Annotated in this window: 28 protein-coding genes; 13 read left to right on the top strand and 15 right to left on the bottom strand. The window is 40.8% G+C overall.

Annotated elements, in window-relative coordinates:
- Window positions 1-41: 41 nt before the first annotated feature.
- The 4 genes from QY309_08025 to QY309_08010 are packed head-to-tail and all read left to right on the top strand — an operon-like array spanning window position 42 to window position 6,452.
- Window positions 42-1,940 carry an HYR domain-containing protein gene (locus QY309_08025; protein WKZ61689.1) on the top strand — a complete coding sequence of 633 codons (1,899 nt, stop codon included), beginning with the start codon at window positions 42-44 and terminating at the stop codon, window positions 1,938-1,940.
- A 10-nt stretch (window positions 1,941-1,950) separates the two neighbouring features.
- Window positions 1,951-2,868 (top strand): type IX secretion system membrane protein PorP/SprF, encoded by a 918-nt coding sequence (locus QY309_08020; GenBank protein ID WKZ61426.1) that lies wholly within the window; start codon window positions 1,951-1,953, stop codon window positions 2,866-2,868.
- A gap of 1 nt (window position 2,869) precedes the next feature.
- Window positions 2,870-4,459, top strand: coding sequence for a CDC27 family protein (locus QY309_08015; GenBank protein ID WKZ61425.1), 1,590 nt, complete (start codon window positions 2,870-2,872; stop codon window positions 4,457-4,459).
- On the top strand, window positions 4,452-6,452 hold the full coding sequence (locus QY309_08010; GenBank protein ID WKZ61424.1) for an ATP-binding protein: 2,001 nt from the start codon (window positions 4,452-4,454) through the stop codon (window positions 6,450-6,452). The genes QY309_08015 and QY309_08010 overlap by 8 nt, the downstream gene beginning before the upstream one ends.
- Window positions 6,453-6,790: 338 nt before the next feature.
- Here QY309_08010 and QY309_08005 read toward each other — a convergent pair whose 3' ends face one another.
- Genes QY309_08005 through QY309_07985 form a run of 5 tightly spaced genes read right to left on the bottom strand, consistent with a single transcriptional unit; the run spans window position 6,791 to window position 11,895 of the window.
- Window positions 6,791-7,939, bottom strand: a complete 1,149-nt coding sequence (locus QY309_08005; GenBank protein WKZ61423.1) for a HigA family addiction module antitoxin — start codon at window positions 7,937-7,939, stop codon at window positions 6,791-6,793.
- 1 nt (window position 7,940) lies between these two features.
- Complete coding sequence (locus QY309_08000; GenBank protein ID WKZ61422.1) at window positions 7,941-8,459, bottom strand: hypothetical protein; 519 nt, start codon at window positions 8,457-8,459, stop codon at window positions 7,941-7,943.
- A gap of 38 nt (window positions 8,460-8,497) precedes the next feature.
- Window positions 8,498-9,436, bottom strand: coding sequence for an ATP-binding protein (locus QY309_07995; GenBank protein ID WKZ61421.1), 939 nt, complete (start codon window positions 9,434-9,436; stop codon window positions 8,498-8,500).
- Window positions 9,437-9,465: 29 nt separating this feature from the next.
- Window positions 9,466-11,469 carry a Mu transposase C-terminal domain-containing protein gene (locus QY309_07990; GenBank protein ID WKZ61420.1) on the bottom strand — a complete coding sequence of 668 codons (2,004 nt, stop codon included), beginning with the start codon at window positions 11,467-11,469 and terminating at the stop codon, window positions 9,466-9,468.
- Between the two features lie 24 nt (window positions 11,470-11,493).
- Window positions 11,494-11,895, bottom strand: a complete 402-nt coding sequence (locus tag QY309_07985; protein WKZ61419.1) for a hypothetical protein — start codon at window positions 11,893-11,895, stop codon at window positions 11,494-11,496.
- A 287-nt stretch (window positions 11,896-12,182) separates the two neighbouring features.
- On the opposite strand from QY309_07985, the gene QY309_07980 reads away from it, so the two are divergent.
- Complete coding sequence (locus QY309_07980; protein ID WKZ61418.1) at window positions 12,183-12,575, top strand: helix-turn-helix transcriptional regulator; 393 nt, start codon at window positions 12,183-12,185, stop codon at window positions 12,573-12,575.
- A gap of 116 nt (window positions 12,576-12,691) precedes the next feature.
- Here QY309_07980 and QY309_07975 read toward each other — a convergent pair whose 3' ends face one another.
- The 9 genes from QY309_07975 to QY309_07935 all read right to left on the bottom strand — a co-directional run bounded on the left by QY309_07975 (window position 12,692) and on the right by QY309_07935 (window position 21,714).
- Window positions 12,692-12,835 carry a hypothetical protein gene (locus QY309_07975; protein ID WKZ61417.1) on the bottom strand — a complete coding sequence of 48 codons (144 nt, stop codon included), beginning with the start codon at window positions 12,833-12,835 and terminating at the stop codon, window positions 12,692-12,694.
- 539 nt (window positions 12,836-13,374) lie between these two features.
- The gene (locus QY309_07970) at window positions 13,375-13,776 is read right to left on the bottom strand and encodes a hypothetical protein (GenBank protein WKZ61416.1); all 402 of its coding nucleotides are present in this window, start codon (window positions 13,774-13,776) and stop codon (window positions 13,375-13,377) included.
- Between the two features lies 1 nt (window position 13,777).
- Entirely contained in the window at window positions 13,778-14,599 is an 822-nt protein-coding gene (locus QY309_07965; protein ID WKZ61415.1) for a hypothetical protein, read from the bottom strand.
- Window positions 14,600-14,611: 12 nt separating this feature from the next.
- The gene (locus QY309_07960; GenBank protein WKZ61414.1) at window positions 14,612-14,824 is read right to left on the bottom strand and encodes a hypothetical protein; all 213 of its coding nucleotides are present in this window, start codon (window positions 14,822-14,824) and stop codon (window positions 14,612-14,614) included.
- A gap of 876 nt (window positions 14,825-15,700) precedes the next feature.
- Entirely contained in the window at window positions 15,701-17,143 is a 1,443-nt protein-coding gene (locus QY309_07955; GenBank protein ID WKZ61413.1) for a PAS domain-containing sensor histidine kinase, read from the bottom strand.
- 351 nt (window positions 17,144-17,494) lie between these two features.
- Entirely contained in the window at window positions 17,495-18,730 is a 1,236-nt protein-coding gene (locus tag QY309_07950) for a peptidase U32 family protein (protein ID WKZ61412.1), read from the bottom strand.
- On the bottom strand, window positions 18,727-19,722 hold the full coding sequence (locus QY309_07945) for a COX15/CtaA family protein (protein WKZ61411.1): 996 nt from the start codon (window positions 19,720-19,722) through the stop codon (window positions 18,727-18,729). Before QY309_07945 ends, QY309_07950 begins: the two co-directional genes overlap by 4 nt.
- The gene (gene nadB / locus QY309_07940) at window positions 19,719-21,296 is read right to left on the bottom strand and encodes an L-aspartate oxidase (GenBank protein WKZ61410.1); all 1,578 of its coding nucleotides are present in this window, start codon (window positions 21,294-21,296) and stop codon (window positions 19,719-19,721) included. The genes QY309_07945 and nadB overlap by 4 nt, the downstream gene beginning before the upstream one ends.
- On the bottom strand, window positions 21,259-21,714 hold the full coding sequence (locus QY309_07935) for an acyl-CoA thioesterase (protein ID WKZ61409.1): 456 nt from the start codon (window positions 21,712-21,714) through the stop codon (window positions 21,259-21,261). The genes nadB and QY309_07935 overlap by 38 nt, the downstream gene beginning before the upstream one ends.
- 174 nt (window positions 21,715-21,888) lie before the next feature.
- Between QY309_07935 and ric the strand changes: the two genes are divergently transcribed.
- Window positions 21,889-22,632 (top strand): iron-sulfur cluster repair di-iron protein, encoded by a 744-nt coding sequence (ric, locus tag QY309_07930; GenBank protein ID WKZ61408.1) that lies wholly within the window; start codon window positions 21,889-21,891, stop codon window positions 22,630-22,632.
- A 110-nt stretch (window positions 22,633-22,742) separates the two neighbouring features.
- On the opposite strand, the gene QY309_07925 is transcribed toward ric, so the two are convergent.
- Window positions 22,743-23,375 carry a hemolysin III family protein gene (locus tag QY309_07925; protein ID WKZ61407.1) on the bottom strand — a complete coding sequence of 211 codons (633 nt, stop codon included), beginning with the start codon at window positions 23,373-23,375 and terminating at the stop codon, window positions 22,743-22,745.
- Between the two features lie 335 nt (window positions 23,376-23,710).
- Here QY309_07925 and QY309_07920 point away from each other — a divergent pair, with 335 nt between their 5' ends.
- The 7 genes from QY309_07920 to QY309_07890 all read left to right on the top strand — a co-directional run bounded on the left by QY309_07920 (window position 23,711) and on the right by QY309_07890 (window position 26,980).
- Window positions 23,711-24,094 carry a hypothetical protein gene (locus tag QY309_07920; GenBank protein ID WKZ61406.1) on the top strand — a complete coding sequence of 128 codons (384 nt, stop codon included), beginning with the start codon at window positions 23,711-23,713 and terminating at the stop codon, window positions 24,092-24,094.
- A 547-nt stretch (window positions 24,095-24,641) separates the two neighbouring features.
- Window positions 24,642-24,782 carry a hypothetical protein gene (locus QY309_07915; protein ID WKZ61405.1) on the top strand — a complete coding sequence of 47 codons (141 nt, stop codon included), beginning with the start codon at window positions 24,642-24,644 and terminating at the stop codon, window positions 24,780-24,782.
- 12 nt (window positions 24,783-24,794) lie between these two features.
- Window positions 24,795-25,274, top strand: coding sequence for a Dps family protein (locus QY309_07910; GenBank protein ID WKZ61404.1), 480 nt, complete (start codon window positions 24,795-24,797; stop codon window positions 25,272-25,274).
- Between the two features lies 1 nt (window position 25,275).
- A complete protein-coding gene (locus tag QY309_07905; GenBank protein WKZ61403.1) occupies window positions 25,276-25,872 on the top strand; it encodes a TetR/AcrR family transcriptional regulator in 597 nt (198 codons plus the stop codon).
- Window positions 25,869-26,276, top strand: a complete 408-nt coding sequence (locus QY309_07900; GenBank protein ID WKZ61402.1) for a hypothetical protein — start codon at window positions 25,869-25,871, stop codon at window positions 26,274-26,276. The genes QY309_07905 and QY309_07900 overlap by 4 nt, the downstream gene beginning before the upstream one ends.
- Before the next feature lie 9 nt (window positions 26,277-26,285).
- Window positions 26,286-26,699: a hypothetical protein gene (locus tag QY309_07895; GenBank protein WKZ61401.1), complete on the top strand. Its 414-nt coding sequence runs from the start codon at window positions 26,286-26,288 to the stop codon at window positions 26,697-26,699.
- Window positions 26,696-26,980: a hypothetical protein gene (locus QY309_07890; protein ID WKZ61400.1), complete on the top strand. Its 285-nt coding sequence runs from the start codon at window positions 26,696-26,698 to the stop codon at window positions 26,978-26,980. The genes QY309_07895 and QY309_07890 overlap by 4 nt, the downstream gene beginning before the upstream one ends.

Genomic DNA, 26,980 nt, shown 5'->3' with positions numbered 1-26,980 from the left:
AGTACATTTGAAGTCTCTGTTTTTAGATCATATTGGTGATGATGACACGAAACCGCACTGTTCAACGAACAGGATTTTTTGCGTTGGTTTTGCTTCTGCTCAGCGTACTACGGGTAAGCGGGCAGGAATGTTTGTGTCCTACCTTAGCGGAGTGTAGTCCATGTTCTGGTGGGATCAGTTCATTTACACTTTTGTATGAGGGAACACTGACTGCGCCTATCACTGTGAGTGATGGTTTGGACAATATCTTTTTCGGAATAATATCTCCAGGGTTAACCTTTACATTTACCTCCCCTGATGGTACCCCTTTTCTTGAGGTTTATATCGAAGGCATCTTTCATACTCAAATTAGTACAGAATGTAGTATTATATCGATAGGTCAAAGGTATGGGGATTTCACAATCCGTGCTGCCCAAAGCAAGAATGGAGGCCCTCTTTGCTGCCCGAATGAGTTGCTGGATACTACACCCCCTAATTTCATCAGTTGTACCTCCCACCTGCAAGTAGCACTGCCAAATAATGCATGCTCGGTAGCGGTAAATTGGTCTAGTCCACCTGTTTCGGACAATTGTGGTTCTCCGGTCCTCAGCGTTTCCAAAGCTCCAGGAAGTTTGTTTGTTCTAGGCACGACTACTGTGACGCACACAGCAACCGACAAATACGGCAATCAATCTACCTGTAACTTTAACGTAACGGTGGTTGACAATTCACCTCCGGTGTTTACTTCGTGTCCATCAAACATTCAAGTATCAGCCAACAATAATTGTAGTGCAACTGCCACCTGGAGTAACCCAGTAGCACAAGATAATTGTTCGGCCAACATAACTGGTACCCACACTTCTGGAAGTGTCTTTCCGCTTGGTGTAACTACCGTAACTTATACCGCAACAGACCCCAGTGGTAATCAATCTACCTGTAGCTTTACGGTTACCGTAGTAGATAATTCACCTCCTTCTTTTAATTCCTGTCCACCCAACGTAACACAGAATGCCGTCAGTGGCTGCAGTCGTAATGTGAGCTGGGGTATGCCGGTTGTACAAGACAACTGCTCCGTTACTGTAACAGCAAGCCATATACCGGGGGCCACCTTCCCGGTTGGAGTAACTACTGTTACGTATACAGCAACAGACCAAAGTGGCAATCAGGCTACGTGCAGTTTTACCGTAACCATCCGGGATAACATGAACCCTGTACTCAACAATTGCCCATCCGATATTGAGCTTACAGCAGGTGCTACGTGCACGGCTATTGCTTCGTGGACTCCACCCACTGCTCAAGATAACTGCTCGGTGAATGTAACGACCAGTCATCAACCTGGAACTGAATTTCCAATTGGTGAAACTATCGTGACGTACACGGCAACTGATCCAAGTGGTAATACGGCTACTTGTTCATTTACTGTTACTGTGAACAATACGCAGTTACCGGTACTTGAAAATTGTCCTGACAATTTGGTTGTTGATGCCGATGAAAGTAATACAGCAATCGTTACCTGGGATGAACCTGAATTTTCAATTGCTTGTGGCGCGTTAACCATCACACAATCGCATGAACCCGGTGATGTTTTCCCGGAAGGAGCAACACAAGTTATTTACACGGCTGAAAATGAAGCAGGCGATGTGGTTGAATGCCGATTCACGGTTACGGTAAACCGTAAAGTGCTTAACCTGAAAGCAACACCCGCCATAACACCCAATGGTGATGGCATCCAGGATGTATGGATCATTCAGGATATTGAATTCTTTCCTAATAACCGGGTAGTAGTAGTTGATCGTTGGGGCGGAGTTGTGTATGAAGCTTCGGGCTATAATAACATTTCGGTAGTATGGACAGGTGAGAACAAATCGGGGAACCTGGTGCCTACAGGAACGTACTTTTACCGGATTGAAATTCAACAAACCCGTGAAGTTTTAACGGGATCCATTGAACTTGTACGATAAGCGGGGAGGTATGGCAACGAATAAAAAAATCATCGGAATAATTTTACTGCTGCTCAGCTCCATGCAGTTGGCTGTTGCGCAGCAAATGCCGCAGTACGCCCAATACATGTTCAATCCTCTGGCAATAAATCCCGCAGTTGCTGGTGGGGAAGAGGTGTTAAGCCTCGGCTTTATCAATCGCAATCAGTGGAGCGGCATTGAAAATGCACCCAAGACACAAACCTTAATGGCACACAGTTCATTCGTGAAACAAAATCTTGGACTTGGATTAGTTTTGACACATGATAAAATCGGGGTGCATAAAAATCTATTTGCGAGCATGGCACCTGCATATCACTTAAAGACGGGTAAGCAATCCACACTTTCGTTTGGCGCACAACTAAACGTTATTCACCAACGCTCGGATTACCCTTCGCTGATGCAAAACGGAACAGTGGATCCCAATCTCGCGCAAGCGGTAAACAGCTTGTATGCTGATTTTGGTTTCGGTTTCTTTTTCCGCTCTCAAAATTTTCAACTCGGTATATCGGCACCTTCTTTCCTTTCACATCGCGAAAGCCCGAGCGACACCGCATCATTTGAAGTCGATAATGCGCACTATTTTGTATTCAGCCGATATACCATTACTATGAACCCGTACTGGAAAGTTCAACCGGGATTTTTAATTCGTTATGCACCTGATTTGCCAACTGCTTTTGATGTGAATGCCAACATCATTTATCGGAATGTACTCACCCTGGGCGCATCTTACCGAAGCGAAAAATCACTCACGACTTTGCTCATGGCACAAGCTTCCAAGCAATTGCAATTGGGGTATGCCTATGATTTTGCTTTAGGTGATGTGGCGCTTCCGCGTACCGGCTCGCACGAGTTGATGCTCAAATACATTTTTCGATACAACACCAACAACATTTCATCGCCACGTTAAGATGCTTCTTCTGAAACCATATCGCTTATTGCTTTTACTCTCGCTTGTAGCAACAACAGTGCTTGCCCAGGAAAGTGTATGGTCGATTGGAAAAGGAGATATGCAGTTAGGAAATGAAAAATTCGAACAGCATGCGTGGGCAGAGGCCAGTGTATACTTTGAACGGACCATAAAGAAACAACCAACCGATGTTTCGCTTTACCTGAAACTGGGCCGTTGCTATGATGAGCTAAATCGTTTTAATGAAGCCATTGATGCGTATGGCAAAGCCATAGCCATAGAAACCATTACCGATTCGGATGCTTTGTTTAGATATGCCGAAGCTTTACTTGCCCTTGAAAAGTACGATCGCGCATTGGATGTCTATCAGCAATTGCTTGCGCTCGAACAAAAGGAGTGGATTGAAAAGAAAATCTGGCGGATTCACAACCGGCAATACCTGATGGAGGACTCCGCGCATGTAGCTATACGAAGATTATCATTCAATACTCCGCACAGTGAATTCGGGCCGCAACGTGTTGGGGACAGGCTGATCTTTACTTCAAACAAAAAAATACAAACACCGGTGGAACGCCTGCACAACGAAGCCGACTTCTACCGGATGTATCACACCAAAATTACGTACGATCCAAACGAGGATGTAATCAACACCTCACAACCTGAAATTTTTGCGCGTGAATTACAATCTTCCTGGAATACCGGACCATGTGTGTTGTATGCACGCGGTACCCGCATGGCTTTTATAGCGAACGCCAGCGAAAGTGATGCTCGTGGTGCGCGACCGCTTCATTTATCGTTTGCTGCCAAGGTGAACAATCAATGGAAAGTGACGGAAACCTTTCCGCACTTTCACGAATACTCCATCAACAGCTTTACACTGAATGAAGCCGGTGATGTGCTGATCTTTTCTGCAGATTCGCCTGCTGGCATCGGAGGTAAGGATCTTTTTATGTCCGAAAAAATAAGTGGCCGTTGGACCGATCCGGTTAACTTAGGTGCTACCATCAATACCCCCCGGGATGAGGTGTATCCATTTTTGCACGCCAATAAAACACTATACTTTTCTTCTGATGGTCATGCGGGATTGGGTCAACTTGACCTGTACAAGATTGTATTTTCACGCGATTCATTGAATACCGAACCTGAAAACCTGGGCTACCCGATCAACAGCCCACATGACGATTTTTCCATTATCGTTGATTCCTTAGGCATGCATGGTTTTCTGGCTTCCAACCGAAAAGCAGGCGGCCTGGATGATGATCTTTATGAATTCGACATTAACCTGGAGCAGTATCCACTTACGTTGAATGCCTTGTTGAAAATAAAAGATCATAGCTGGAGTTCAACCCAGGATGTAAAACCATGGCCGGGCGTTACGATTTCCATGATCGACCGTGCCACTGGCACGCGTGTGTACCAGACTACTTCCGATGCACAAGGTAATCTCACCCTTGTGATTCCTAAATTCAGCTACTACATCATTGAGGTGGAAGGGGAGAGCGGAAAACAAAAGGTGGCGTTTGAACTTTCAAAATACAAGCGCGACCTGGGTATTCCTGAAATTGTATTTGTAAAAGATTTATTTGACTAAGCGCGTTACCATATTATTTCGATTACGGGTTGGGCTGCTATTCCTTGTGTTCATCAGCAGTGCGTTTTTAGTATGCGCACAGCAAAAGCAGGTGTTGCAGATCAAAACCCTGAACGAACAATTACAACCCTTTGCATTTGCTGAAGTTTCACTGGATGGCGCACCTTACATCAACACCGGAAACAAAGGATCAGTAATCACCGAGATTGCTGCCAGTGCCTTGCCGGTAAAAAACATTGGAGTAAAAGATCAGCAATACGAAGTGGATTCGTGGAGCATGGCTAAAGGGGTGCTGCAAATTGTATTGCGAAAGAAGCGCTACAAGGAAGTGCGGCTTGCGGTAAAATTTGAAGACGGTAAACCCGTGCCGCAGCAGCGCGTGTATTTCAGTGGAGCAACCGATGTTCAGATCACCACTGATCAGCAGGGGAGAGCCGTGTTTCCAATTCCGTTGCAGGAAGAGGTAAAGGCAACCGGGCAATTCAAGGTGCCCCCGTATGTGGTTTCACAACTCACCACCGTTAACGGTGAACAGACCTTATTTGTGCGCCCCGAAGTGGTAGCCAGCGCCACACCTGCACAGGAACCTGTTGCCAAAGCAGAAGAAAAATTCAACCTGTCGCAGTTAGACTCCATTCAATCGCTTACGGTTTTTTATGCCGTGATGCGGAATAAGGATTTCACCAAGCTTAGTGCCCAGGAATTAGCCCGGGTGGATGCCAAGTTTAAAGAACTTGAAGAGCAACATCGAAAAGCTGAAGGGAGGGAACCCGAAGTGTTTGTTGGCAACATATCCGATTCATCTTTTGTAGCCGAAGATATCCGTAACCTCATCCGACAGGCTACACAAGAAAGTGAGGCGTTGGGCTTTAACCGAGAAAGTTTTGATGAAAAGATTAAACTCATCACCGAAAAGCTGGAGCAAGGATTTACCAACCTGGGGCCGGTGGAGCGTGCAGGCTTGCTGAATGACCTGGACATGCTAGAGAAATTGCTGATCGAAAACGAATCGAAGTTTTTTAAAAATCAGGAAGATTACCGGGCACTGATTAATTCATTGAAAGAGAAATATTTTGATATCGAAAACCTGGAGACTCAACTGATTGAAGCCGAGTCAACCCGGTTAGAAGAGCAACGTCAGTTCAGGCAGCGGTTGTTTTTGGTGTTGGGATTACTGGCCGTTTTTGGGGTAATGATTGTGTTGCTGATCACCTTCAGCGGCCGCTTGCGCAGGCAGGCGAGGGCGTTGAAGGCAGCGAATGAAGAGGTGCAGGCCATCAATGAGAACCTGGAAAAGATTGTAGAAAAACGCACCGCCATGTTGGCTGAAACCAACCGCGAGCTCGATACCTTTCTGTACCGCTCGGCTCACGATATGCGCGCTCCGCTGCGATCCATTTTAGGTTTGTGTAGCCTGGCCGGTCATATTCCACAGGAAGAACTGTTGAGTAAAGTGATGTTGGCCACCACCAACCTGGATGCCGTGTTGAAGCGCCTGATTTCTATTAGCGACATTGGTAAGGATAAAACCCCGCGGAAGTACACGAAGGCAAGTCTGGAGGAATTGGTGCGGATACAGTTTGGAGCCGAACTAAAGGAGAAGGACATTACGCTAAGCATTGCCATGGACGACAAGCTGGAGTTTTACGCCATGCCAGCGCTGGAAGAACATATACTTGTGCCCATGCTGGAAAACGCCATGCTATACAGCACGTTACGCGAAAACGGAAAACCAGCAATTGAACTTGCCATTACAAAAGAAAAAGAAACGGTTGAGTTGGTTGTACACGACAACGGCATTGGTATTGACGATAAAAACAAAGCTCGCGTGTTTGAAATGTTTTACCGGGGGCACACGAAAGCACAAGGTGCCGGCCTCGGACTGTACCTGGTGAGCAAAAGCGTGGCCGCTATGGGCGGGAGCGTAGCCGTTGAAAGTGAGCCGGGACAGTTTGCCCGGTTTACCGTGAGCGTGCCAACAGCCAAAGGGTAGGTTAATTCATAAAACATTAACTTAACATAATATAAATTATATAACTCTTTTTATCAAAATCGAAGAATCGATATCTTTGGATCTATTGCATTAGTTGAGACAATTAAATCTGTGTTTGATGGACAATTAAAAATGTGCATAACAGATCATAGTGATATTATCAAAAACGTCAACTGTTCGGTTGAAATACGAAATTTTTACTTTAAAGTGCCTCTTGTAACTGCTTTTGCTGGATACTTAAGCAATAAAAATGACCATCATATTGTGGTTGGACTATTACTAAAAGGCTAATATGAAAAGGGATTACGCGGCACTTAAGATTAAAAAAATGATAACATTTACCTTAAAGGCAAACTTTTGTTGTGTTTAATTGAATAGACTAGTTGGAGCTTCAACCAGAACATTGGATCCATCCCTAAAGCTTCACTAATTCTCAATGCCAGATCAAAATCAATGTTGACCGAACCTTGCTTCAAGTGATCAAGTCTTGTAACCTTGACACCAATATGAGAAGCAAATTCATGCACCTTCCAACGCATAGGAAAAAGATAATTCTCATAAAGTACATCTCCAGGCTTCATCACATTTTCCCTAACACCTACCCTTCTCTTGCTTAAGTCTATACGTTCATTAGTTACATAAGGCACCTTAAGATTGGTATAATACAATAGTTGCAAATTTAGCCAATGTGTAGGAGCTGTATCAAAAAGCTGACTCAGCTTTATGCTAAGGTCTAGACTTAAATCATCCTTCCCATGCAGGATATTCCTAAGTCTTTTCTTTCCAATAGAGAATATATGACTCCATTCAATTAGTCGGATTTTAGAAGGAATTATGATGGAACTGTTTAAAGTAATCCCCGGATGAAGAAGTGATTCCTGATTAGTAGAAGGTTGGTTTTGTAAATTATTCTTGTAATCTAGCAAGTCGAACTTTAGTTGTTCAGGTATTTTTGCTCTTTTTTCAATGTATTGATCAATGTCAAGTGCAAGTTGAATTTTAAGCCAGTGTATCGGGTTGGATTCTTTGAATACGGATGATAATTTAAAGGCTGTCTTAAAATTTATTCTTTTAGTTCCACTTAATATTCTATTTAAAATCCGCTGGTCTATTATGGATTGACTTCTCTCTTCAAGTGTATAATTCTTGTGCAGTACCTCATGTGCATGAAGATTCAATTGATTGTTCGGATAAAAAATGCGTTTCGGTTTTGCTTTAATTTTAGAAATTATAGGTCTTCTTGTGTTTTGAGCCAGATATTTGGAGAATTGATAGGCGACTTGTAATTCGTGCCAATACATTGGATTGGTCCCTGTGAACCTAGCTAATTTAGAAATGAACCTAGAGCTCATCATGCGTTTACAAGAGACAACATTTCTAACGGCAGTATCGTCTATTCCGGCCGCTTTAGCAAACTTGAGCATACTTAGGCTACTTGGTATAATATATTGATGTTTAAGTATTTCAACAGGGGATAAATTAATCATACTATATGAATTTATAATGATTCATAATGATCTTTGCAAAGAGTTTACCTTTAAATTTTGCACACTCCCTTTCCCATTTAGCGGAGTAGTCATCGGGTAAAATGAAAATAAATTGAGCAAAGCATCTTAATTCAAGGACCAATCCGATCAAACCAAATACTTTTTTGAATTCCAGATGTTGACAATTATCTATAACAATCAATATTTCTGATCGAGTTTCTATAACTTTTTTTACAATTACAGAAATATTTTGCCCTAGCACTTTAGTAAATGGCTTAATTGAAGAACACCCCAAATTCTCAAATAGGATTTGATAGATTTTATCCATTTCACAACTGATTCCAAGCTTGATGAAGTGGCAATTGGGTAAGGATGATAAGTATTGCCTGAATTTAATCACTTTTTCTGGCTGGTCGGATCTGACGATCAAAACGGAATTTAAGTCATCTCTATTTTTTTCTAAGATGAATTGAAAAGCTGTACTCCACTCGATTTCAATAAAGGACTCATCGATGTTCATATTGTTTATTCAATAAAAACTATATTGCTTATTTCGAATTAAACAGGTTCAACATCACTGGTAGACGATTTTCTTACCTTAGATTTCTTAGCTTCCCGAGCTCTCTTGGCTGATTCCCTTTTCTTTCTTGCAATTTCTTCCTCAAGTTTATCCTCTTCATCCTCATCTTCATCTACCCTACTATATTTTTGAGTAGTTTGTGCCCCTGAATTAATTAGTGATTGTCCAGGAACTCCTACCTTTTTAGGTGACCTTTGCTCAAGCTTCGCCAGTTCAACTTCTTCTAAAAGAGCTTGTGTCATATTTTCCAGTTCTGCAATCGTGTCTATGGATGAGCTATGTAATAAAAGTATTTGATCCTCTGTTAGTTTATGGTGAGCTCCATAAGCAGCTATTTCATGCTTTTTCAAAGAAGGCACAGTGTACCAGTTCTCGACTCTACGATAAAATTCTGCTATTCCTGGTACTCCATTCTTTCTGGCCTTTAACAAATTTTTTTGAAAGTAATCAAGTCCAATAAATACGAATCCGGTTGTCTGAATGGTATTGTCACGTAGCTCGAACCATGTTGATAATGCTCTTGGACTTAATCTCCCCGCATCATCAATAACAATTAGCTTCTTAGTATTATCCTTGGTCAGTAAGTAACTGACCAGTTTCATCTTCACAAATAGAGTATCTGTGACACCGGGGTAAGCCCCGGAGAGTTGGCTTATCATCTCATTAAATAAACTCGAGATGGTATAGGTAGTACCAATCCTTAAGTAATAAACTTCAGGATGATCCTGTATATAATGGGCAATTGCCGAAGATTTACCCATACCTTCCCTACCTAGAATGGCAACCATTCTTGATCTACGCTTCGCCTCGTCTAAAATGGCAGTAATATATTGCTGTGAGGAAAACATAAAGCCTATTTTAGTAAATAGAAAATTAAGCAAATCGATAGACGAAAACTTTTCATATAGATTTTTCATACCTTTATTAAATTTAGGATTAAGTCGTTTTATGGATGAATCTCAACTTCATCGACCAGTTTTTCGAATTTTTCTAATCGCATTCTACGCTTCAATTGTTTGTCAGCAAGGCTTTCTCGACTAATTGGTTTGCGATCAGGTTGAACACCTGCTGCCAAGTCTTCATCAAGTTTCCGGGCATCCGCAAGATACTGCTGCGCTTCGCGAAGTATTCGTCTTTGCTTTTTAAAGACCTCTTTTTTGTTGTTTCTCGTCATAACCATTCTAGGCTCTATCTCACCGATATAATTTAATGTACCCCTTTCGAAAATATGTATCTTTGAAAGGTCGTTTGGGTCATAACACATTCGCACATCTGTATTCTTATGTTTCCAAAGCATTTCGGCTTTTGTTACCTGGTAACAGTACTCTACGTTATTAATTTGCAAATCGATTCTTCCGTCATTTTTAATTCTTTTCTTGGTTTTAGCCATCCAGAATAGCAAAGGAATCATCCATACCTGTAAGTTAATGGAGCGCTTTGACGGGTTTAGGCGAAAGGTGTCTTTTGGAGCAATCTTTTTCCTTCTGTCGTTAGTCATTTCATTATATTCCTGTACCATCTTGGCGAATTCTATGTGTATCTCTCTTTCAGAAAGCATAGCCTTCTTTTCTTTATACAATTTTTTCCTAATCTCATTAGCGGGATTACCTGCTTTATTCTTACTCTGTATATCCTCTCCTATGTACCAAGGTTTGTCGGAATGTAATTTTTGAAATACCGCAAATGATGATTCAATTTCTGCTTTCCAAGTGGGTATGTTTGGTTGCGACTTGGTTGTAACTACACCCAAATTATTAAGCCTTCTCCAGAAGCGTTTAAAGATTCCTCTTTTGTAAACGGAATCATTATCCACAATTATTTCCTCAGGTAAAATGCAATGGTCCGCAAATGCCATTTTAAATGCCTGTTTGGCTTGAGCTGCAAGTCTTCGCTCTGCCAATGCCCAACCCACCATTTTCTTTGAAAAAACGTCCAAAACTATGTAAGCCCATAGACGTATAACAATACCATTTTTAAGGCAGTATATTTGTGTCTTATACCAGTCACCTTGAAATTGTTCTCCTGCATTCTCAGCTAAGAAGCGAATGATTTTGGGAAGACCATTCTGACGACCCCACTCCTTCCCATTAGCATCATATTCTAAAACATTGCGATCAAGCGAATTCTTTTTAATCGTTTTAATTGTGGAATGAGACAAAGACACCCCGAAAGTCGATTCTACCCTTTTGACAATTTTACGTATAAGTAACCGCTGTGGGCTTCTTAATAGCTTACGTATAAATGCTTTAATTTGACCTGTCATCTTAACTTGGAATTCGCGAGGAATCCCTCGCATCTCGTGTATGAGAGCTTCTGGAATCCCCTTTCTCCGGCAAGTAGAAAGCTTCCTTAAAAAATACACATAGTTGAACGTATAGAAAATAGGCTCTCTATCAGAATCAATTTCATTGGTCATTACTTGCCTATAGGCTGCAAATACCATCTTTAATGGCCACTTTGATTTAATACAAGCTAAAATTCCTACTATTAAAGAATGTGTTTTGGCGTAAAGAATCCTCTCTGCCTGTTCCTGAATTTTTTCAGTATAAAACTTCAGATAGCGCGGCCATTGATTATTGTATAAGTCTTCGAACGTCATTTTTAAATTTTGGAATTCGAATTCTTTGTTAATGTCCTCCTGTAGTTTGCTATCGGCTAGTAATAATTCATAAGCCTCGGTTGCAGAGTTGGGCAGCTTAATTTTAGTTTTGCCGTTCTTTGGTAGTGAATCATAGTCAACCATAATTGCATCACCATCCCTGAATGAATTATAATAGTTGCTACGACCATTACCATTCCTGGATAGCCCATTGCGCAGTGATTTGGTATTCCAACCAAACCGACTGATTAAAAGACCAACAGATATGTACAATCTAACCGAACCACTTACCGGTGATTTAATTTTGTAAAATTTCTGTGCTCTCCAAGAGCCAATTAATGAAGTATTCATGATTTGGGAATTTATGTGTTTTGACTATGCGTTCTGCGTTATATGCAGCAGGATTTTGTTAAGGCCCTCACGTGAAATGATTAATTTCCTGTAAAGGCATCTCTCCTCATCAATTTCAGTTAAAGCTTGATTGATAAGCTCAGGGTTATTTGTCTTTTGTAGATTAATTATGAAATAACCAAAAGAATTGGCTTTTGATTGAAGCATTTGATCGATGTAGTTTGCTTCATTATCAAAAAAGGAGAATTTCATCTGAACGCCATGCGACTTCCATAGCATACTTTTTAAAAGGAAGTCTTCTAATCTTATCTTGAGCTTCCTTCTTTGTTCAGTGAACGTTACTTCTTGGGATAAAGATGATTCATGGATATCATGAATCAACCCTTGCAAGCTTTTGCAAGGGCTTTCGGAATTTAAAGGATTCATATTCTAATAGTTTATAATTACCAAAAATTTGACCGATCAAATGACTCAAATGACGCACCGAAGTGTTTTGTTTTGGTAATTCAACTACTAGAATGTTCTGTTTCACGACTTTTTATTTAGATATAGTTGAAGTATGAAGCACCAAATTTTATGTGATAAAAGCAAGAAAATAGTAAAATATAGTTTACAAATGTCAATTATACTTTACTATTTACTATATTTAGTCAATTATAATTGACATACATTATTATAGAATTGGATTTTAAAGCTGTAGGCAAACTATCTATATGAGTATTTTTAGCATACAATTGAACAAAATTCTGGAGGGAGATATCTCAATTTCGCAGTTAGCAATAGATACTGGTATCACTAGGCAAAATTTACATCGCATTAAAAATGGAGCAGACCCCTCGTTTCACAATGCAGTTAAAATTGCAAGTGCCTGTAAAAAGCAGATCGACTTTTTTGCCCAAACAAATAATGACTACTATTCAGAAGAAGAAATAATAGGTCGTATAATCAAGGAATTTGATACAATGACAATCAAGCAAAGGAATCTGTTTTTTGAATTTGTTCTCCCAACTTATTTACTGAAGAATAAATATAAGTTAGTCTCTCATGGCATTGGAGATTCAAATAGCCTATTTATTGTTTCAACTGAAAAAGCTGATGAAGGGTAAAAGATACAATTCAAATGCTTGGTTTCAGGTCAATGGATTCTCAAAGGATTATCTATGATTTCAGGTACTTAACCTCTGAAATGTATCAGAATGTTGCAGTTAGTGTAACCTTTTTACTAAAACAAACTACCCTGCTCAACGTAGGTAAAGGGTTGTTGTGCTTCCGGTTTATTTCCAATCGCCTCCTTGCCTCTTAATCTCCTTACCGTAAAGGCATCCAGTTCTGTTTCATTATAGGGCTGAGCCAGTTCCTTTAACAATTCCTGATCGGCTTTGGTATTGATGGGTTCTCAGACCGTGCATTAATCGTTCTGTTACTAATCTTTACCGCTTCAGCAGGTGATTTTACCCACCGATGTATTAAACCCCATGAATATAATTCGATCTTTTTGTCTGGGCCTATTATTACGGGAACTTCCGGATGATCAAAACCTGAGGCATGATAGACCGGCCCAAGGTTTATTTTGTTCAGTTGCGCTTTCAGGTACTCTACCTCTCTGAAGCATGCACAGCGTAGCGGTTAGCGTACTTTTCTTGTTTTTTTGTCATTTCTCCTATATAATTAGACTCGACACCAGTAAATCAGACCATCACTTTAAATTAACAGACTATACTGCTTTGGGGGCTTGGTTAGGGCAAATTGGACGATAATTAGGCCAATCGGGGGGTAATTAGGGGAACCGAACCGGGTAAGGATTAAGAAAATTGAGAGGTGATAGAGATAATTGGGGATCAGGGCTCCATTATGATGGATTCTCCCTATTTGAATTCAACAGCTTCAAATTGCCAGAATTAAGAACTACCAATTCAAATTCAACAAGGGATCATCAATTTCAACTTGCCCTTTTTTTGCTGCCTTCCTTCCCTTCTTTATGATTAAAGATCTTTTATGCTCTTTATCCTTGACTTCTTGAGGCCTTTCAACAACTTCCATAGTAGAAGCCAAGAGAAAAACAGCATCATTAAGCACCATTGCCTGTGTATATTCAGAATGGCTATTAAGTTTTTTTGTATGAACTATATTTCGAATAAGTTCAAGTGTATCTGGATGGATTTTAAAAGAATGAGTTATGAGTATACTTTGGTCAATTTCATTTGTGAATAGTTCAAGTTTGGCTTTGACAAATAATTCCGGATTTGCTTTGAATACTTCTGAAATCAAATCAACAACCTTTTTGAAGTTAACTGCTTGCTCCTCCATGTCAAACTTTGATTGAAAGTGAAATAATTGAGCCTCTAAAAGGACCAGGCAACGAATGCACACTAAACCGATTCACATTTTCCGCCATGACCAAAGCTGATCCGGAGACAATGATTAACGAGCCTCCATTTTCAATACAAAAGATCATTAAAGAATTAAGACACCCGCTAGCATGCGTTCCACTACTAAAATTTCCCTCCAATGCCAAAATAATTGCCTCCTCTTCGTTTATGATTTTACTGTTAAATTGACTTATATTCTTAAAAAATCCTTGGCCACAATTGGTAATCGTAAATTTTAATATGCTATTTCTACAACTACTACAAATGAAAATAGGATCAGAACTGTAACCATGATGACTGGCGTTTTCAAACAAATGGAATAAGAAGAATTTCAATTTATCAACCACTGATCTACGTATGTGCGAATAATCATTAAATGCTTTAATCTCTAAATACGTTGCAAATTCAAGATATTTGTAGGGTTCAAAAGAATAAACTTTTGAGCCTCCATCCCAAAAACTCAATAATAAAAATCTACTAGTAGTAACGCGGAAGATATCCGCAAAATAGGGACCTCGATAAGATGAATATCTCTTGGGTAAAATGATTAAAAGATTGTTTGACTTAGTTAGTAAATAATTAATTGCCGCAAAAATGCTGGCAAGATTACCATCGCCTTTATTTGCATTAGGCAAATGTAAAATAATATACGAATTTATGGCTTTATGAGCTTTAAGCATCAGAGTTGATATCGCCATAAGACTTTCGTAAGACGTTGTAAGGTCTTCAAGTTTCGATGAATGAGAAATAGTCTTTGGCATTTTTACAGAAAATTAAGCTGCCTTTGAAGTTTCAAAATCTATTCCCTTTACAATATCCTTTGTGATTTTTTCCACTCCCATTTTAATAGCTTCAATTGCTGATTTTTTTATAAGCATACTAATCTCACCAATTGTTCCATTAGTTCGATCATAAATTAGAAGAGCGAGTTCCTCATCGATAAGCACAGATGGTTTACTCAACGGTAATATTAACTCAAAGCTCATGCTGTTGAAGAGGGGCTGCAAGCAAAAGTGTATGCTTCTCTCCAAAAAGAGACTGGACTCTCTCATACCGAAATAGCAATGATACTTGGGGTCAGCATCAGACACCTTAAAAATAAGAAACAAACAGATCAATTGAATACCAGAGCCTCAGAGAGACTGATTAAGCTGTACGAGCTATGGAATTTTGGCCTTGATGCCTTTGATGGTAATAAGGAAAATTTCAAGGAGTGGTTAAGGGTTCCCCTAGTAGTTTTTCAAGGTAGAACTCCATTGTATTTGATGAAAAATTTGATTGGGATTGAGATGGTCAAGGAGGTGTTAGGCCGTATTGAATATGGTGTATATTCTTGATTATGATTTACCATCATCCACTTACTTGGTTGCATTCACCGAGTTTCTTCCTCCTAAGATGATTGGCAAAAGCAGATCGCCCAAAATTTTTCATAGTACTACATATTTGAACTTTACCATAATTAATAATGAAAGAAAAAATCCATAGACTCACTTTTGAGGAATTTTTATCTCCAAGAAAATCGTCTGTATTAGCGATACACACTCAAAACCAAAGGAAGCTATCCTACCGAAGGGCGATTTATTGATTCATGCGGGAGAAGAAAACCGTGATTTACAATTCTTAATTTCCCTTTAATGAGGTTAAAAAGCAATTACAGGCACTCTCAAATGACATCAACTAGGGGTGGTCAATTACATCGGATTTTGCAAACAACAACCAAACCAACTTAAACGTCAAAAAATGGACACAAGAGAATTTCATACTTTAGGAGATTTTCTGTTGTTTGCTCTAATGTAATCCCCATTTTTATAATTGTATCATTTAGTGAATGGTGTAAGCATTTAGGTCCACCCTCAATCAAATCAGGAATTCAGGGGTAAGGATAAAGTGAATGTAGTCTCAATGATAGGGTCACTTCTAAAATCGATCGTACCCTTTAACATCTTAGCATACATTAAAGCAATACTTAATCCCAATCCAGTACCCTGGATATTGGAAGCGTTTTTACCCCGAAAAAAACGGTCAAAAATAAAGGCTTGGTCTTCTTGCGGAATACCCATTCCCTGATCCCGAACAGAAAATATCAAACGTCCCCTTTCAGCTTTACAATCCAGTACAACTGTTCCCTCTGCACCAGAGTACTTAAATGCATTTGAAAGCAGATTACTAAGCATAATCTTTAAAAAACTCCGATCGCAATAAAATTGAGTCACCTGACTTTTTGGAATAACTAATTTTTGACTTACCAGCTTCATCGCCTCAACACGTTCTGTTAACTCACTAAGAAAGTCGGGTAAATAAATTTTTTCATAATAAGGATTAACATTCCCTTGTTCCAATCTTTCGAAATGAAGAAAATCATCCAAAATTTCGGTGAGCAGCTTTACCGCATTTTTAATACGACTTTTATGAGCTTCGATTGCTTGATCATTTCCACTCCCTGAATAATTTGCCAATAAACTGGCAGAGGTCATAATCGTAGATAAAGGTGTTCGAAATTCATGAGAAGCCATGGTGATAAACCTGGACTTCATCTCATGAAGTTCCCGCTCCTTTTTAAGCGTGTTGATTAATTCAACTTCGGTTTCTTTAAGTACAGTGACATCATGCGCTACAAATAATATCCACGACTTATTTTTATTTACTTTAAAATTGCATGCATTAACTTCAAAGGTCCGCTTGCCTATACTTACCTCTAATGATTTTCGCGAACCATCACAAAGTTCCCGCAAATGGTAATTAACATTAGCTATTGGAACCAAATCCTGAAAAGATTTTCCAACCAATTCAGTAGCGGTTAATCCGATACGCAAAAGCCCTCTGCCTCCGACCAGTTGGAAAATAAAATTTTCATTTAACAAACCAATCCAACCACCCGGAAAGTTCTGTGCAATCGCTTTGTGCATTTCCTGACTACTTCGCAATCTTTCCTCTTCAAGTCTTTGTTGCTCCAATTCTTCCCGCTGACGCTCTTTCTCTCCTTGCAACTTCTGGTAATTGACTATAAAATAAGCGGAAAACCAAATGGCAACCATGGCAGAAACCCTGTTCATTAAAAACGTAGACTGGCCGGCTTGATCGGGAATAATTACGGCATACACATATCCAATAACCAGCAGCAAGGTTGCCCATGAGGCTATAAAAAGAATAGCGCTTTTACGCGTCAAAAACCACATGACTACTGCAGCTACAGCTACGTAAACCACATTACCTAAAATATGGGTATAATACTCGAATACCCATAAGCCCAATAGCATAAAGACACCCGTAGCAATCACCCACTTGTTGTGTATAGAAGAACGCATAAGGCTAAAATAACTGGAGTGAACTTTCCTGAACATGACAATTATCAGGAAACTACCTGAATGCTACTTAAACGAAAAAGTATCTCACTTAATTCGCCCGGTAAGCCGTGTCGCTATGTAAAAATCAATTTCCAGCGACTACAACCTTGATTGCCCGTGCAGGACATGACCGCGCTACCCTTTCGGACAATGCTATTAAGTCAACGCAGCGGAGGGTGCACACATCTTTTTTTAAAACCGATCCGATTAAATTCGCTTTTCCATCCTTTTTAGACATGCGCCACAGTGTAGGTTGTAGCTCATAACAAATGCCGCAACCAATGCATTTCTTTCGATAGTGCACAAGCGTAATCATGCCAATAAAACTTTATACAAGACATCTCCTTCTGATACAGGTATCTCCAACGGAAAAGTAATATGGTCTCCCCCTGTTGCTTCGTATGCAATACATCCATTTACCTGTAGTCCCTGTAACGTTAATCGGGTTATACCTGTTTTCTGACTGATGATCATAATCTCATCACCTTCCTTTAATCTGCCACTTTCCATTGCGAATTCACCAACCTTAAGCCTAGGATAATACCGTTGCCCCTTTCCTACCAGCACTTTCTTCTCCGTGGCTATGGAGCCAGGTTGATTGGACCACTCACCCAGTTTTCTACCCATGTAGTAACCTTCCCAAAAGCCCCGATTGTAAACCTTTGATAACTCACTCTCCCAATGCTTTACCAGCTTTCTATTGAAGGTTCCCTGCTCAATGGCTTGTACCGCTTCCTTATAACATTTAGTAGTTGTATATACATAATCAGCCGAACGGGCACGCCCTTCAATCTTGAGTACTGCAACACCCGTTTGAACAACCTGATCCAGCATATCAATGGTGCACAAATCCTTCGCACTCATGATGTACTCATTATCTACCTCAAATTGGTGACCATCTTCTTTATCGGTAAGTATATACGCCTTCCGGCAATTCTGATAGCACGCACCCCTATTGGCTGAGGCGAATTGGGTGTGAAGGCTTAGGTAACACTTTCCAGATATCGCCATGCACAATGCTCCATGTACAAATACCTCAAGCTTAACCAGTTGACCCGATGGACCTGTTAACTGGCGTTTTCTGATTTCCTGTGCTATTTCTGCTACCTGCTTTAGACTCAGTTCCCGGGCAAGGACCATCACATCGGCATAGGGGGCGTAAAATGATACAGCCTCTATATTGCTTATGTTCGCTTGTGTAGAAATATGCAAAGGCATACCAACGGAGCGACCATACTGCATGGCAGCATGATCGGTAACGATTACTCCATCTACGCCAGAAAATTTCGCATGGTTCATCAAGGCGCGCATTAAGTTAAGATCATGGTTATACAAAATTGTATTCAGCGCCAGGTAACACTTCACATTTGCCTTTTTACAACGGCTAACAATTTCATCAAGATCATTAACCTCAAAGTATTTTGCGGAACGAGCGCGCATATTTAATTGATTCAAACCAAAATAGATAGCATCGGCACCAGCCTGAATGGCGGCTGCTAATGATTCATAAGATCCAACAGGAGCCAGAACGGTTACCTTTTCATTCATGTGTAAAGCTGCTTATGTAAAAAAATTATAATTGATGCGAACAACAGTATCGCGATGAACTGGTGTACCACCCCCAACCAAACCGGAACGTGAACCCAAAGCGTGAGAATGCCCAGTATAATTTGTAATGCGGTCAATAAAAGAATGCGCGAAAGGATTCTACAGCTCCATGTGCCTCGTCCTCCTTGAAACCAGGAAAGCAGTATACTGCCAAACAGGGCAAAGCCGAGCCACCGATGAATGAACTGCAATACCACGCCATTGTAGAGAAGTGGCGCAGCATTTACAACGGTAGCCGAAGGAAAAAACGTATCGCCCATCAGCGGAAAGTTCGTATACGAATATCCAGCCTTTAATCCCGCCACTAAAGCGCCTAGCAACATCTGACCAATCAACAAAATCAGAGATATTGCCGAGCTAACGAAAATAAAGTCAACAACAGGCTTTATTCGCTCTTTGGTTAAGGAAAGGGACGTCCACAGTAATGCAGCGATCAACAACAAGGCAAGTGCCTGATGCGCTGCCAGGCGAAAGTGACTGACGTGTGGCACAGATGAGAGCCCGCTTTTTACCATATACCAGCCCATCACCCCCTGCAACATGCCAAGGACAAAAATCACAACTAAAGAGACCAGCAACTTACGGCCAATCCATTTACGAACGATAAAAATTATTAAGGGCACAATAAAGATGATGCCCATAACCCGGCCCAGTAACCGATGAAGATACTCCCAGAAATAAATGCGCTTGAATTCCTGAACAGTCATGTTGTAATTTAATTTCTGGTATTCAGGAAACATTTTATACTTCTCAAACTCAACCATCCAGTCTCCCTCGTCAAGTGGGGGCACCACACCGGTGACGGGTTTCCATTCCACCATGGATAAACCCGAACCGGTTAACCGGGTTATCCCCCCAATAATCACCATCAGGGCAATCAGTACAAGACCTGTCCAAAGCCAATATTGAATATACCGATGAGCCGGATTCATAAAATAATGGTATGCATTTTCGTATGGGTAACAAGATCAGTATTGAAATGGGTACCTCGATTTTCGGTGCGTTGTAAGGCTTGTTTCAATATTAGCCGGGCAACAATCAGCAGGTTTCGAACTTCATAATACACCCAATTGGGTTGGACCTTCTGTTCAGCTTCTTCCAGTTCACTTTCCAACTTCACGATTGTCTCTAATCCACTCTGAATACCCTGGTTCGTTCGCACAATTCCAGCGGACTGATGAACGCATTGTTGTATACGCATGTGAATCGAGTTGAGTCTGTCGGTATCCGTAACATCAGTCGATCGTACCGGTTGATGAGTATGAAAGGAACAAGTTGAAAAAGAAGCGTGTGAGGCCACATGAATGGCACATCGATACGCAAAGACCAAGGCTTCTAATATCGAGTTCGAGGCCAGCCGGTTAGCGCCATGCAAACCGGTTCGGGCACACTCGCCTATGGCATACAGATTTGGGATGGTGGTTTGCCCATCCTTATTGGTAACGATCCCACCGCATATATAATGGGCAGCAGGCGTTACCGGTACCAGATCCCTTCCCAGATCAAAACCATAACGTAAGCAGGTCTTATAAATGGCAGGAAAATTTTCCGTCAGCTTTTGCGCTGAAATGTGGCGACAATCCAGATAAATGTTTTGCGTCTTCATTTCGGTATAGATAGCCCGCGCCACTACATCGCGTGGAGCAAGCTCACCGCGCTTATCATATGCGAACATGAACCGGTTTCCAGCGGCTGTAACAAGGTATGCACCTGCTCCCCGCACCGCCTCCGAAATCAAAAAAGGTGTACCCGGTGTTGATATCTTTAATGCTGTAGGATGAAACTGAATAAACTCCATATCAGCAATGGTGGCACCTATCCGGTACGCCATGGCAATTCCATCCCCGGTAGCAATTGCAGGATTGGTAGTAACCGGATATACCTGGCCCGCGCCACCCGTAGCCAGGATTATAACAGATGCCTGTATCGACTGGAGTTCAAGGCCTTCCTTTGACAATACCGCAACGCAACAAACCTGATTTTGATCTTTCCCGGAAGTAAGCATATCCACGGCTAATGTTTCCCAGCGTGTTTGCACCTGTGGATAGGCTTGTAATTTTCGTAACAAGGCATTTACCAACACAAAACCCGTTTGATCTTTTGCATGAACAATTCGCGAAGCGGTGTGCCCACCTTCCAAACCAAGTTCTATGTTACCCCTGTCATCATAATCAAAGGAAGTACCCCATGTGATTACTTCCTTCAAGCGCAGGGGTGCATCCCGAACAACCAGGTCAACTACCTGTGGATCACACAGGCCGTCACCCGTGTTAAGGGTATCGGTAATATGTTTTTCAAACGAGTCGGTAATATGGTTCATCACCGCGGCCACACCTCCCTGTGCATAGCGTGAATTGGATTCACCCGGTTTATCTTTAGAGATTAAAATGATGCTTTTTTGAGGAAGTAATTCCGCCAGGTGAATGGCTACGGCCAGGCCACCAATACCGCCACCGATAATTACAATATCACTGCTGTTGTGCTCGTCTGGTTTTGGCCTTGTCATAATGTTGCTGCTCCACTTCATTGGTTAGCTGTAATTCGGGTACACCTACAGGTTTGCCGTGTTCATCGAGCGCTACAAACGTGAAAAACGATTCGCCAAGCTGTTGTTTTTCATCTTGCCCGATAATTTGCTTCCAGGCGCTTACATAAATTTCCATCGATGTAGTAAACGTACACGTAACCCTGGCTTCGATGCGTACGATATCTCCGACCCGGGCGGGGGCTCGAAACTGCACTTTATCAATTGAGGCAGTTACGCATATTTTTCCGGCATGCGTTTGCGCACAAACAGCCGCGGCAATATCCATCCATTGCACCAGCCGGCCACCTTGCAAAATTCCCATAGGATTGGTATCATTTGGACACACCACCTCAGTTTTCCATACCACTGATTCACCCACGGTTCTTTTAATGGCCATTGCAACGATCAATTAACGCCTGAAAATGAGCGCAAACTTAGCGATATAGAAGATATTTTAGTCTTTTAAACATGGTAAATATTTTGATATGATCTGGCTCATATTACCGGCATGCCTATAAGTATTAAACTGCGCCATAATTAATAACCGTTGACAAATTAAACCCCATTATCAATGAACACAGCATTTCCAACATCTGCACAACTTACCGTAGGTGAATTAGTATCACAAGATTGGCGTAAAGCTGAAGTTTTTAAAAAGTATGGTATTGATTTTTGTTGTGGAGGAAAGCAATCTGTCGAAGAAGCGTGCGCACGAAAAGGCGTTGATCCCACACAGGTAGAAACTGAGCTGAGAGAGATAGAAAGCAAAGGAATTATCAATGCCCAAAATTTCAATGCTTGGGAATTGGACTTTCTGGCCGATTACATCATTAACAATCATCATAGCTATGTTAAGGAAGCCATCCCATTCATAGATGAATTATGCCATAAGGTATCCCGCGTGCACGGTGATTATCATCCGGAATTGCTTGAGATCGAAAAGCATGCGGCAGATGTCATCGATGAGCTCACTCAACACATGCGCAAGGAAGAGATGATTCTTTTCCCGTACATTAAGAAACTGGTTGAAGCCAGCCGAAATAATACATCAATCCAGTCCCCTCCCTTTGGTACCATAGCCAATCCAATTAATATGATGGAAGCCGAACATACGTCAGCAGGGAGTTCCATGGAATCCATTGAAACACTCAGCAATCACTTTACTCCTCCGCAGGAAGCATGTATGTCTTACCGGGTCTTATTTGCTAAATTCCAGGAATTTCTGCAGGATCTCCACCAACATATACACCTGGAAAATAACATCCTGTTTCCTAAGGCACTTAAACTGGAACAGGAATTATTGGGTAAATCGTAATGATTCGGCTGCAATAGCTAGGCTTCAACACCTAAAATAAAGATAAAGCCTGCTCATTCGGGCAGGCTTTATCTTTATCTGACGAAATTGATTTGAAATATCCCCGCGAACTAACTGGTACTCAGAAACAGGTATATGCCGCTAAAATGACAGGCACTTCCAACCATAACAAACCCATGCCATATGGCGTGGCTATAGCGCATGTTGCGTAATAGGTAAAAAATCACACCTACGGTAAAAAAAATTCCACCCGCTATGATTAACCAAAAAATTATTGGTTGCAGCGCTTTAAAAAGGGGAACAATAACCCCTAAAGCCATCCAACCCATGCCCAGGTAAATCAGGGTGGAGAGAAAGTTCAGTTTCCGTACAAAAAATATTTTGAATAATACTCCAACCCCGGCAAGAAGCCATAAAGCCATCAGCAATTCATACCCCAGTTGATTCGGAATTGCCAGAACAAGAAAGGGAGTATACGTGCCCGCAATTTTGGAATAGATAGCACTGTGATCCGCCACCCGAAAAATGTGCTTCCATTTTTCCTCCTTGACAAAATGATACAAGGTTGACGCTGTGTATAAAGCAAGTAATGAAATCAGGTACACCCCCACGCATAACCACACCCCAACAGAATGATTGTATTTCATCAGCGCGAAACACATAAAGCCACTGCCCATCAGGCTTAACAACACAGCCAAGCCATGGGTTATCCAGTTGGCTCTTTCTTCATTTTGGGAATACATCGGCATTGATTTAGAATTATTTCTGTCGGCCATCCTGCCCGTTAGATTATTAAAACACCCTTTCGATCACCGCAAAATTAGATTATTACAGGATATTTTAGTCCTTTTTTAATGTAGCGTGTAATTTTTAGTTTTCAACTGAAACCCTTTTACAAGAATTTACATGAACCGCTACATTGACAAAACCTCTACAAAACATTTCCATATGTATTATTATCTTTCCATTCTGCGATCCGTGCATTTCCTATCAAGTGTACTATGGGTTGGCTCGGCCTTTTTCTTAGTCCTGTTTGTTACCCGCTATAGACCCTTTAGGCAGTGAGGGTGGTAAATTCATGAAACAAATCTTTAAAACAAATAAACTTCCTGTAGTTATGCAGGCTTTGTCATTCCTGGCAGTAGTCAATGGAATTTTATTGTTATTCCAGATTTCCGGGGGATTTAACAGGGTGTGGATTTCTTCCATGCATGGTATAGTATTACTCATTGGGGGCATCTTTGGCCTGATGGCCTGTTCTATCGGTTTTCTGGTTATCGGACCAACCGTACGAAAGATTTCAGCGATAGGCCAAAGCCTGGCAAAAAATAGCACGCCACCTAGTTTTGATCAGCTTAACCAACTTGCCAAACTTCGAAACCACATGACCCGTGCACAACGCTGCGATTTCATTTTACTTTTTTTTTCACTGTTTGCCATGAGTATCGTGCGCCACCTGTAGAAATTGTGATCCATTACATATTGACCTATCTCCTTTCAGCTAGGAAAACGAGTTGTCTTCATGAATTAACTGGTACTTTCAATCATCTAGTCAAGACCATACCTTGGCACCCAAATCGCCATGCAAGGCCTGAAACACTTTTAAAAGTTGGTGGAATGGCTCAATCTCCTGATTTTCAGGTGCTCGATAAAAGTTTATTATCCACAAGAAACTTTTCAAGTCAAAATAGCGTATTATTGTGAGTGAACAATCACTCACTTTAATCTAACGTTATGAATGGCCAAACAACATCGCAATTGGCTTTCTGACAATGGGTGCATTTATGGCATATGGATTTCTCCTTATCTACCTAAGGGACTTTGCCCCAGGGAAAGAAGAATGGGTTAATTCCTATTCCGTTGGTAGACATTTTGAAAGTCGGTTGGCACACGTACACGGCAATCTTTTTGCTTTTCTTAATATACTTATCGGCTACCTACTCCTCCATTTTCAATCAAAGTTGACTAGCACTAAATATATCTCTTGGCTGGCTTTAACCGGATTACTGATGCCCATCGGAATTCTGGCTGAAGTATATTTTGGTGCCCCTCCCGTGTTCGTTTTAATTGGTGCAATTGCCATGACTGCTTCTGTGGCGTGGCTGGGCATTTCTTTCTTTAAAATGAAAATAAATAGTAGTAACGCTTAAAATAAAGGAATCATGAAAACGACAAATGCAATCGGTCTTGAAAATAACAATGCCAAACAATTGGCTGAAAAATTGAATGAGCTATTAGCAAACTATTCCGTTTTCTATCAGAATACACGCGGTTCACACTGGAATATTAAAGGTGAAAAGTTTTTTGAGCTTCATCTTAAGTTCGAGGAATTATACAACGATTTACTGCTGAAGATAGATGAAGTGGCTGAACGGATATTGACTTTGGGCCATTCGCCAAGTCACAACTACTCTGATTATACCCGTGTTTCAAAAATTGCTGAGAGTAAAGAAGTAAGTGATGGCATTAAGTCTGTGACCAATATTCTTGAGTCATTCAAAATAATAATTACACTTCAGCGTGAGCTTCTCATACTTTCAGAAGAAGCTGATGATGAGGGGACCAATGCACAGATGAGCGATTATATCCGTGTCCAGGAAAAATTGGTATGGATGTATTCTGCTTTCTTAAATAAAAACTAACATGGAAATCAAAGAAAGACAACTGGAAATTATTGAGGCAGCAGGTGAGATTTTGACCGAGTCAGGTATTGTAGGATTAACTACAAAGAATCTCGCAGCTAAAATGGGGTTTGCGGAATCGGCACTATACAGGCACTTCAAAGGCAAAGAAGAAATAATTCTGACGATGCTGCGATACTTGTCTACGGATATGGATAGCCGACTTATAAATTCTACAAAAGACATTGAAAGTCCGGAAGAAAAGTTGAAAGCAGCATTCAACAATCAATTCGAATTCTTTAAAAAGAATCCACACTTTCTGGTGGCGATATTTTCGGATGGCATGCTGGAAGAGAGTAAGGCTATCAATGAAGCCATCTTGCAGATTATGGGTACCAAAAGGAAGCACTTACTTCAGATCATCCAGCAGGGTCAGAAACAAAAGCAATTCACGGATGCTCTATCAGCCGATGAATTGGTACATATTATTATGGGCAGTTTCAGATTGCACATGTTACAGTGGCGTTTATCAGGTTTTACTTTTGATCTGAAGCTGAAGGGAAATAAGTTAATGGCAAACCTACTCAAGCTGATTCAACCTCATAAATCTATTTTATGAAAACGACACTTAAAATTTCCGCTATCCTACTTACACTTTTTGCACTGATTACAGTGTTCATGAGTGGTTCAGTAATTTTTGATTTGTTCGGCATCCGTGAAAAGGAGGGTAATTATGTTTTGTTTATTGTGATTGCTAATTTTATCAGCGGGTTTATCTATTTGATTGCAGCATACGGCTTGTTCTTTGGAAGAACGTGGACTACAAGATTACTTGTATTCGCCACAAGTATTTTGACAATAAGTTTCGTTGGCCTGATTTGGCATATTTCAAGTGGAGGAATATACGAGCAACAAACTCTTAAGGCAATGCTTTTTCGGATTGCAATTACCGCTGTGTTTGCTGGATTGTCGTGGCGATTTACTTCCGCTGAAAAGGATTACTCTTTAATTAAACAAAAATAGATTTCACCTATGAAACGTGTAACAGCATTCTTAATCACAACCCTTGTTTTCTTTGGTCTGGGCTGCAAAGAAAAAACCACTGAAACCCATACTCATGATGATCAAGCTGTAGTAAAATTAGATGGCGGCAAAAAATGGCTGGCCAATGCGGAGACAACACAGGGCATACAATCCATGATCGTATTGACTGATGGTTATTTAGCCAATCCTTCTCCAGACTTGAACCTGATGAAAGAAAATCTGACGTCAGAGCTAACAGGTATTTTTCAGAAGTGCACCATGAAGGGTGAATCCCATGATCAGCTTCATAACTATTTATTGCCTCTCAAAAAGAAAATAGAAGCACTAAGCAATTCTGGGGATGTGCAAACAGTAGAAGACATAAAAATATATCTCGAAACCTATAGAGATTACTTCGAATGAATCTGAAAGATGTATTCACAGAGTCGAAACCTCTGCAAACAAAAAAGATGTTTACCCCCAATGAAAGCGTAACCACCATTCAGTTAATGGCATCTGCACAGTTAAAGGAACACACGACCAAAGTACCTGCATTTTTAGTATGCGTAACAGGTGAAGTCTTTTTTGAAAATGAACTGGGAGTTAAAGAAAAGCTCCTTTCCGGTGATTTTATCAATATAGAGCCAGCAGTTAGGCACTGGTTAAGTGCGGAGACCAATAGTCTTTTGTTACTCATTAAATAA

This window comes from Cyclobacteriaceae bacterium (assembly GCA_030584025.1).
In the GTDB taxonomy this organism is placed as follows: domain Bacteria; phylum Bacteroidota; class Bacteroidia; order Cytophagales; family Cyclobacteriaceae; genus UBA2336.
Note: the sequence above shows the minus strand (reverse complement) of the source record. Positions and strands in the feature narration are given on the sequence as shown.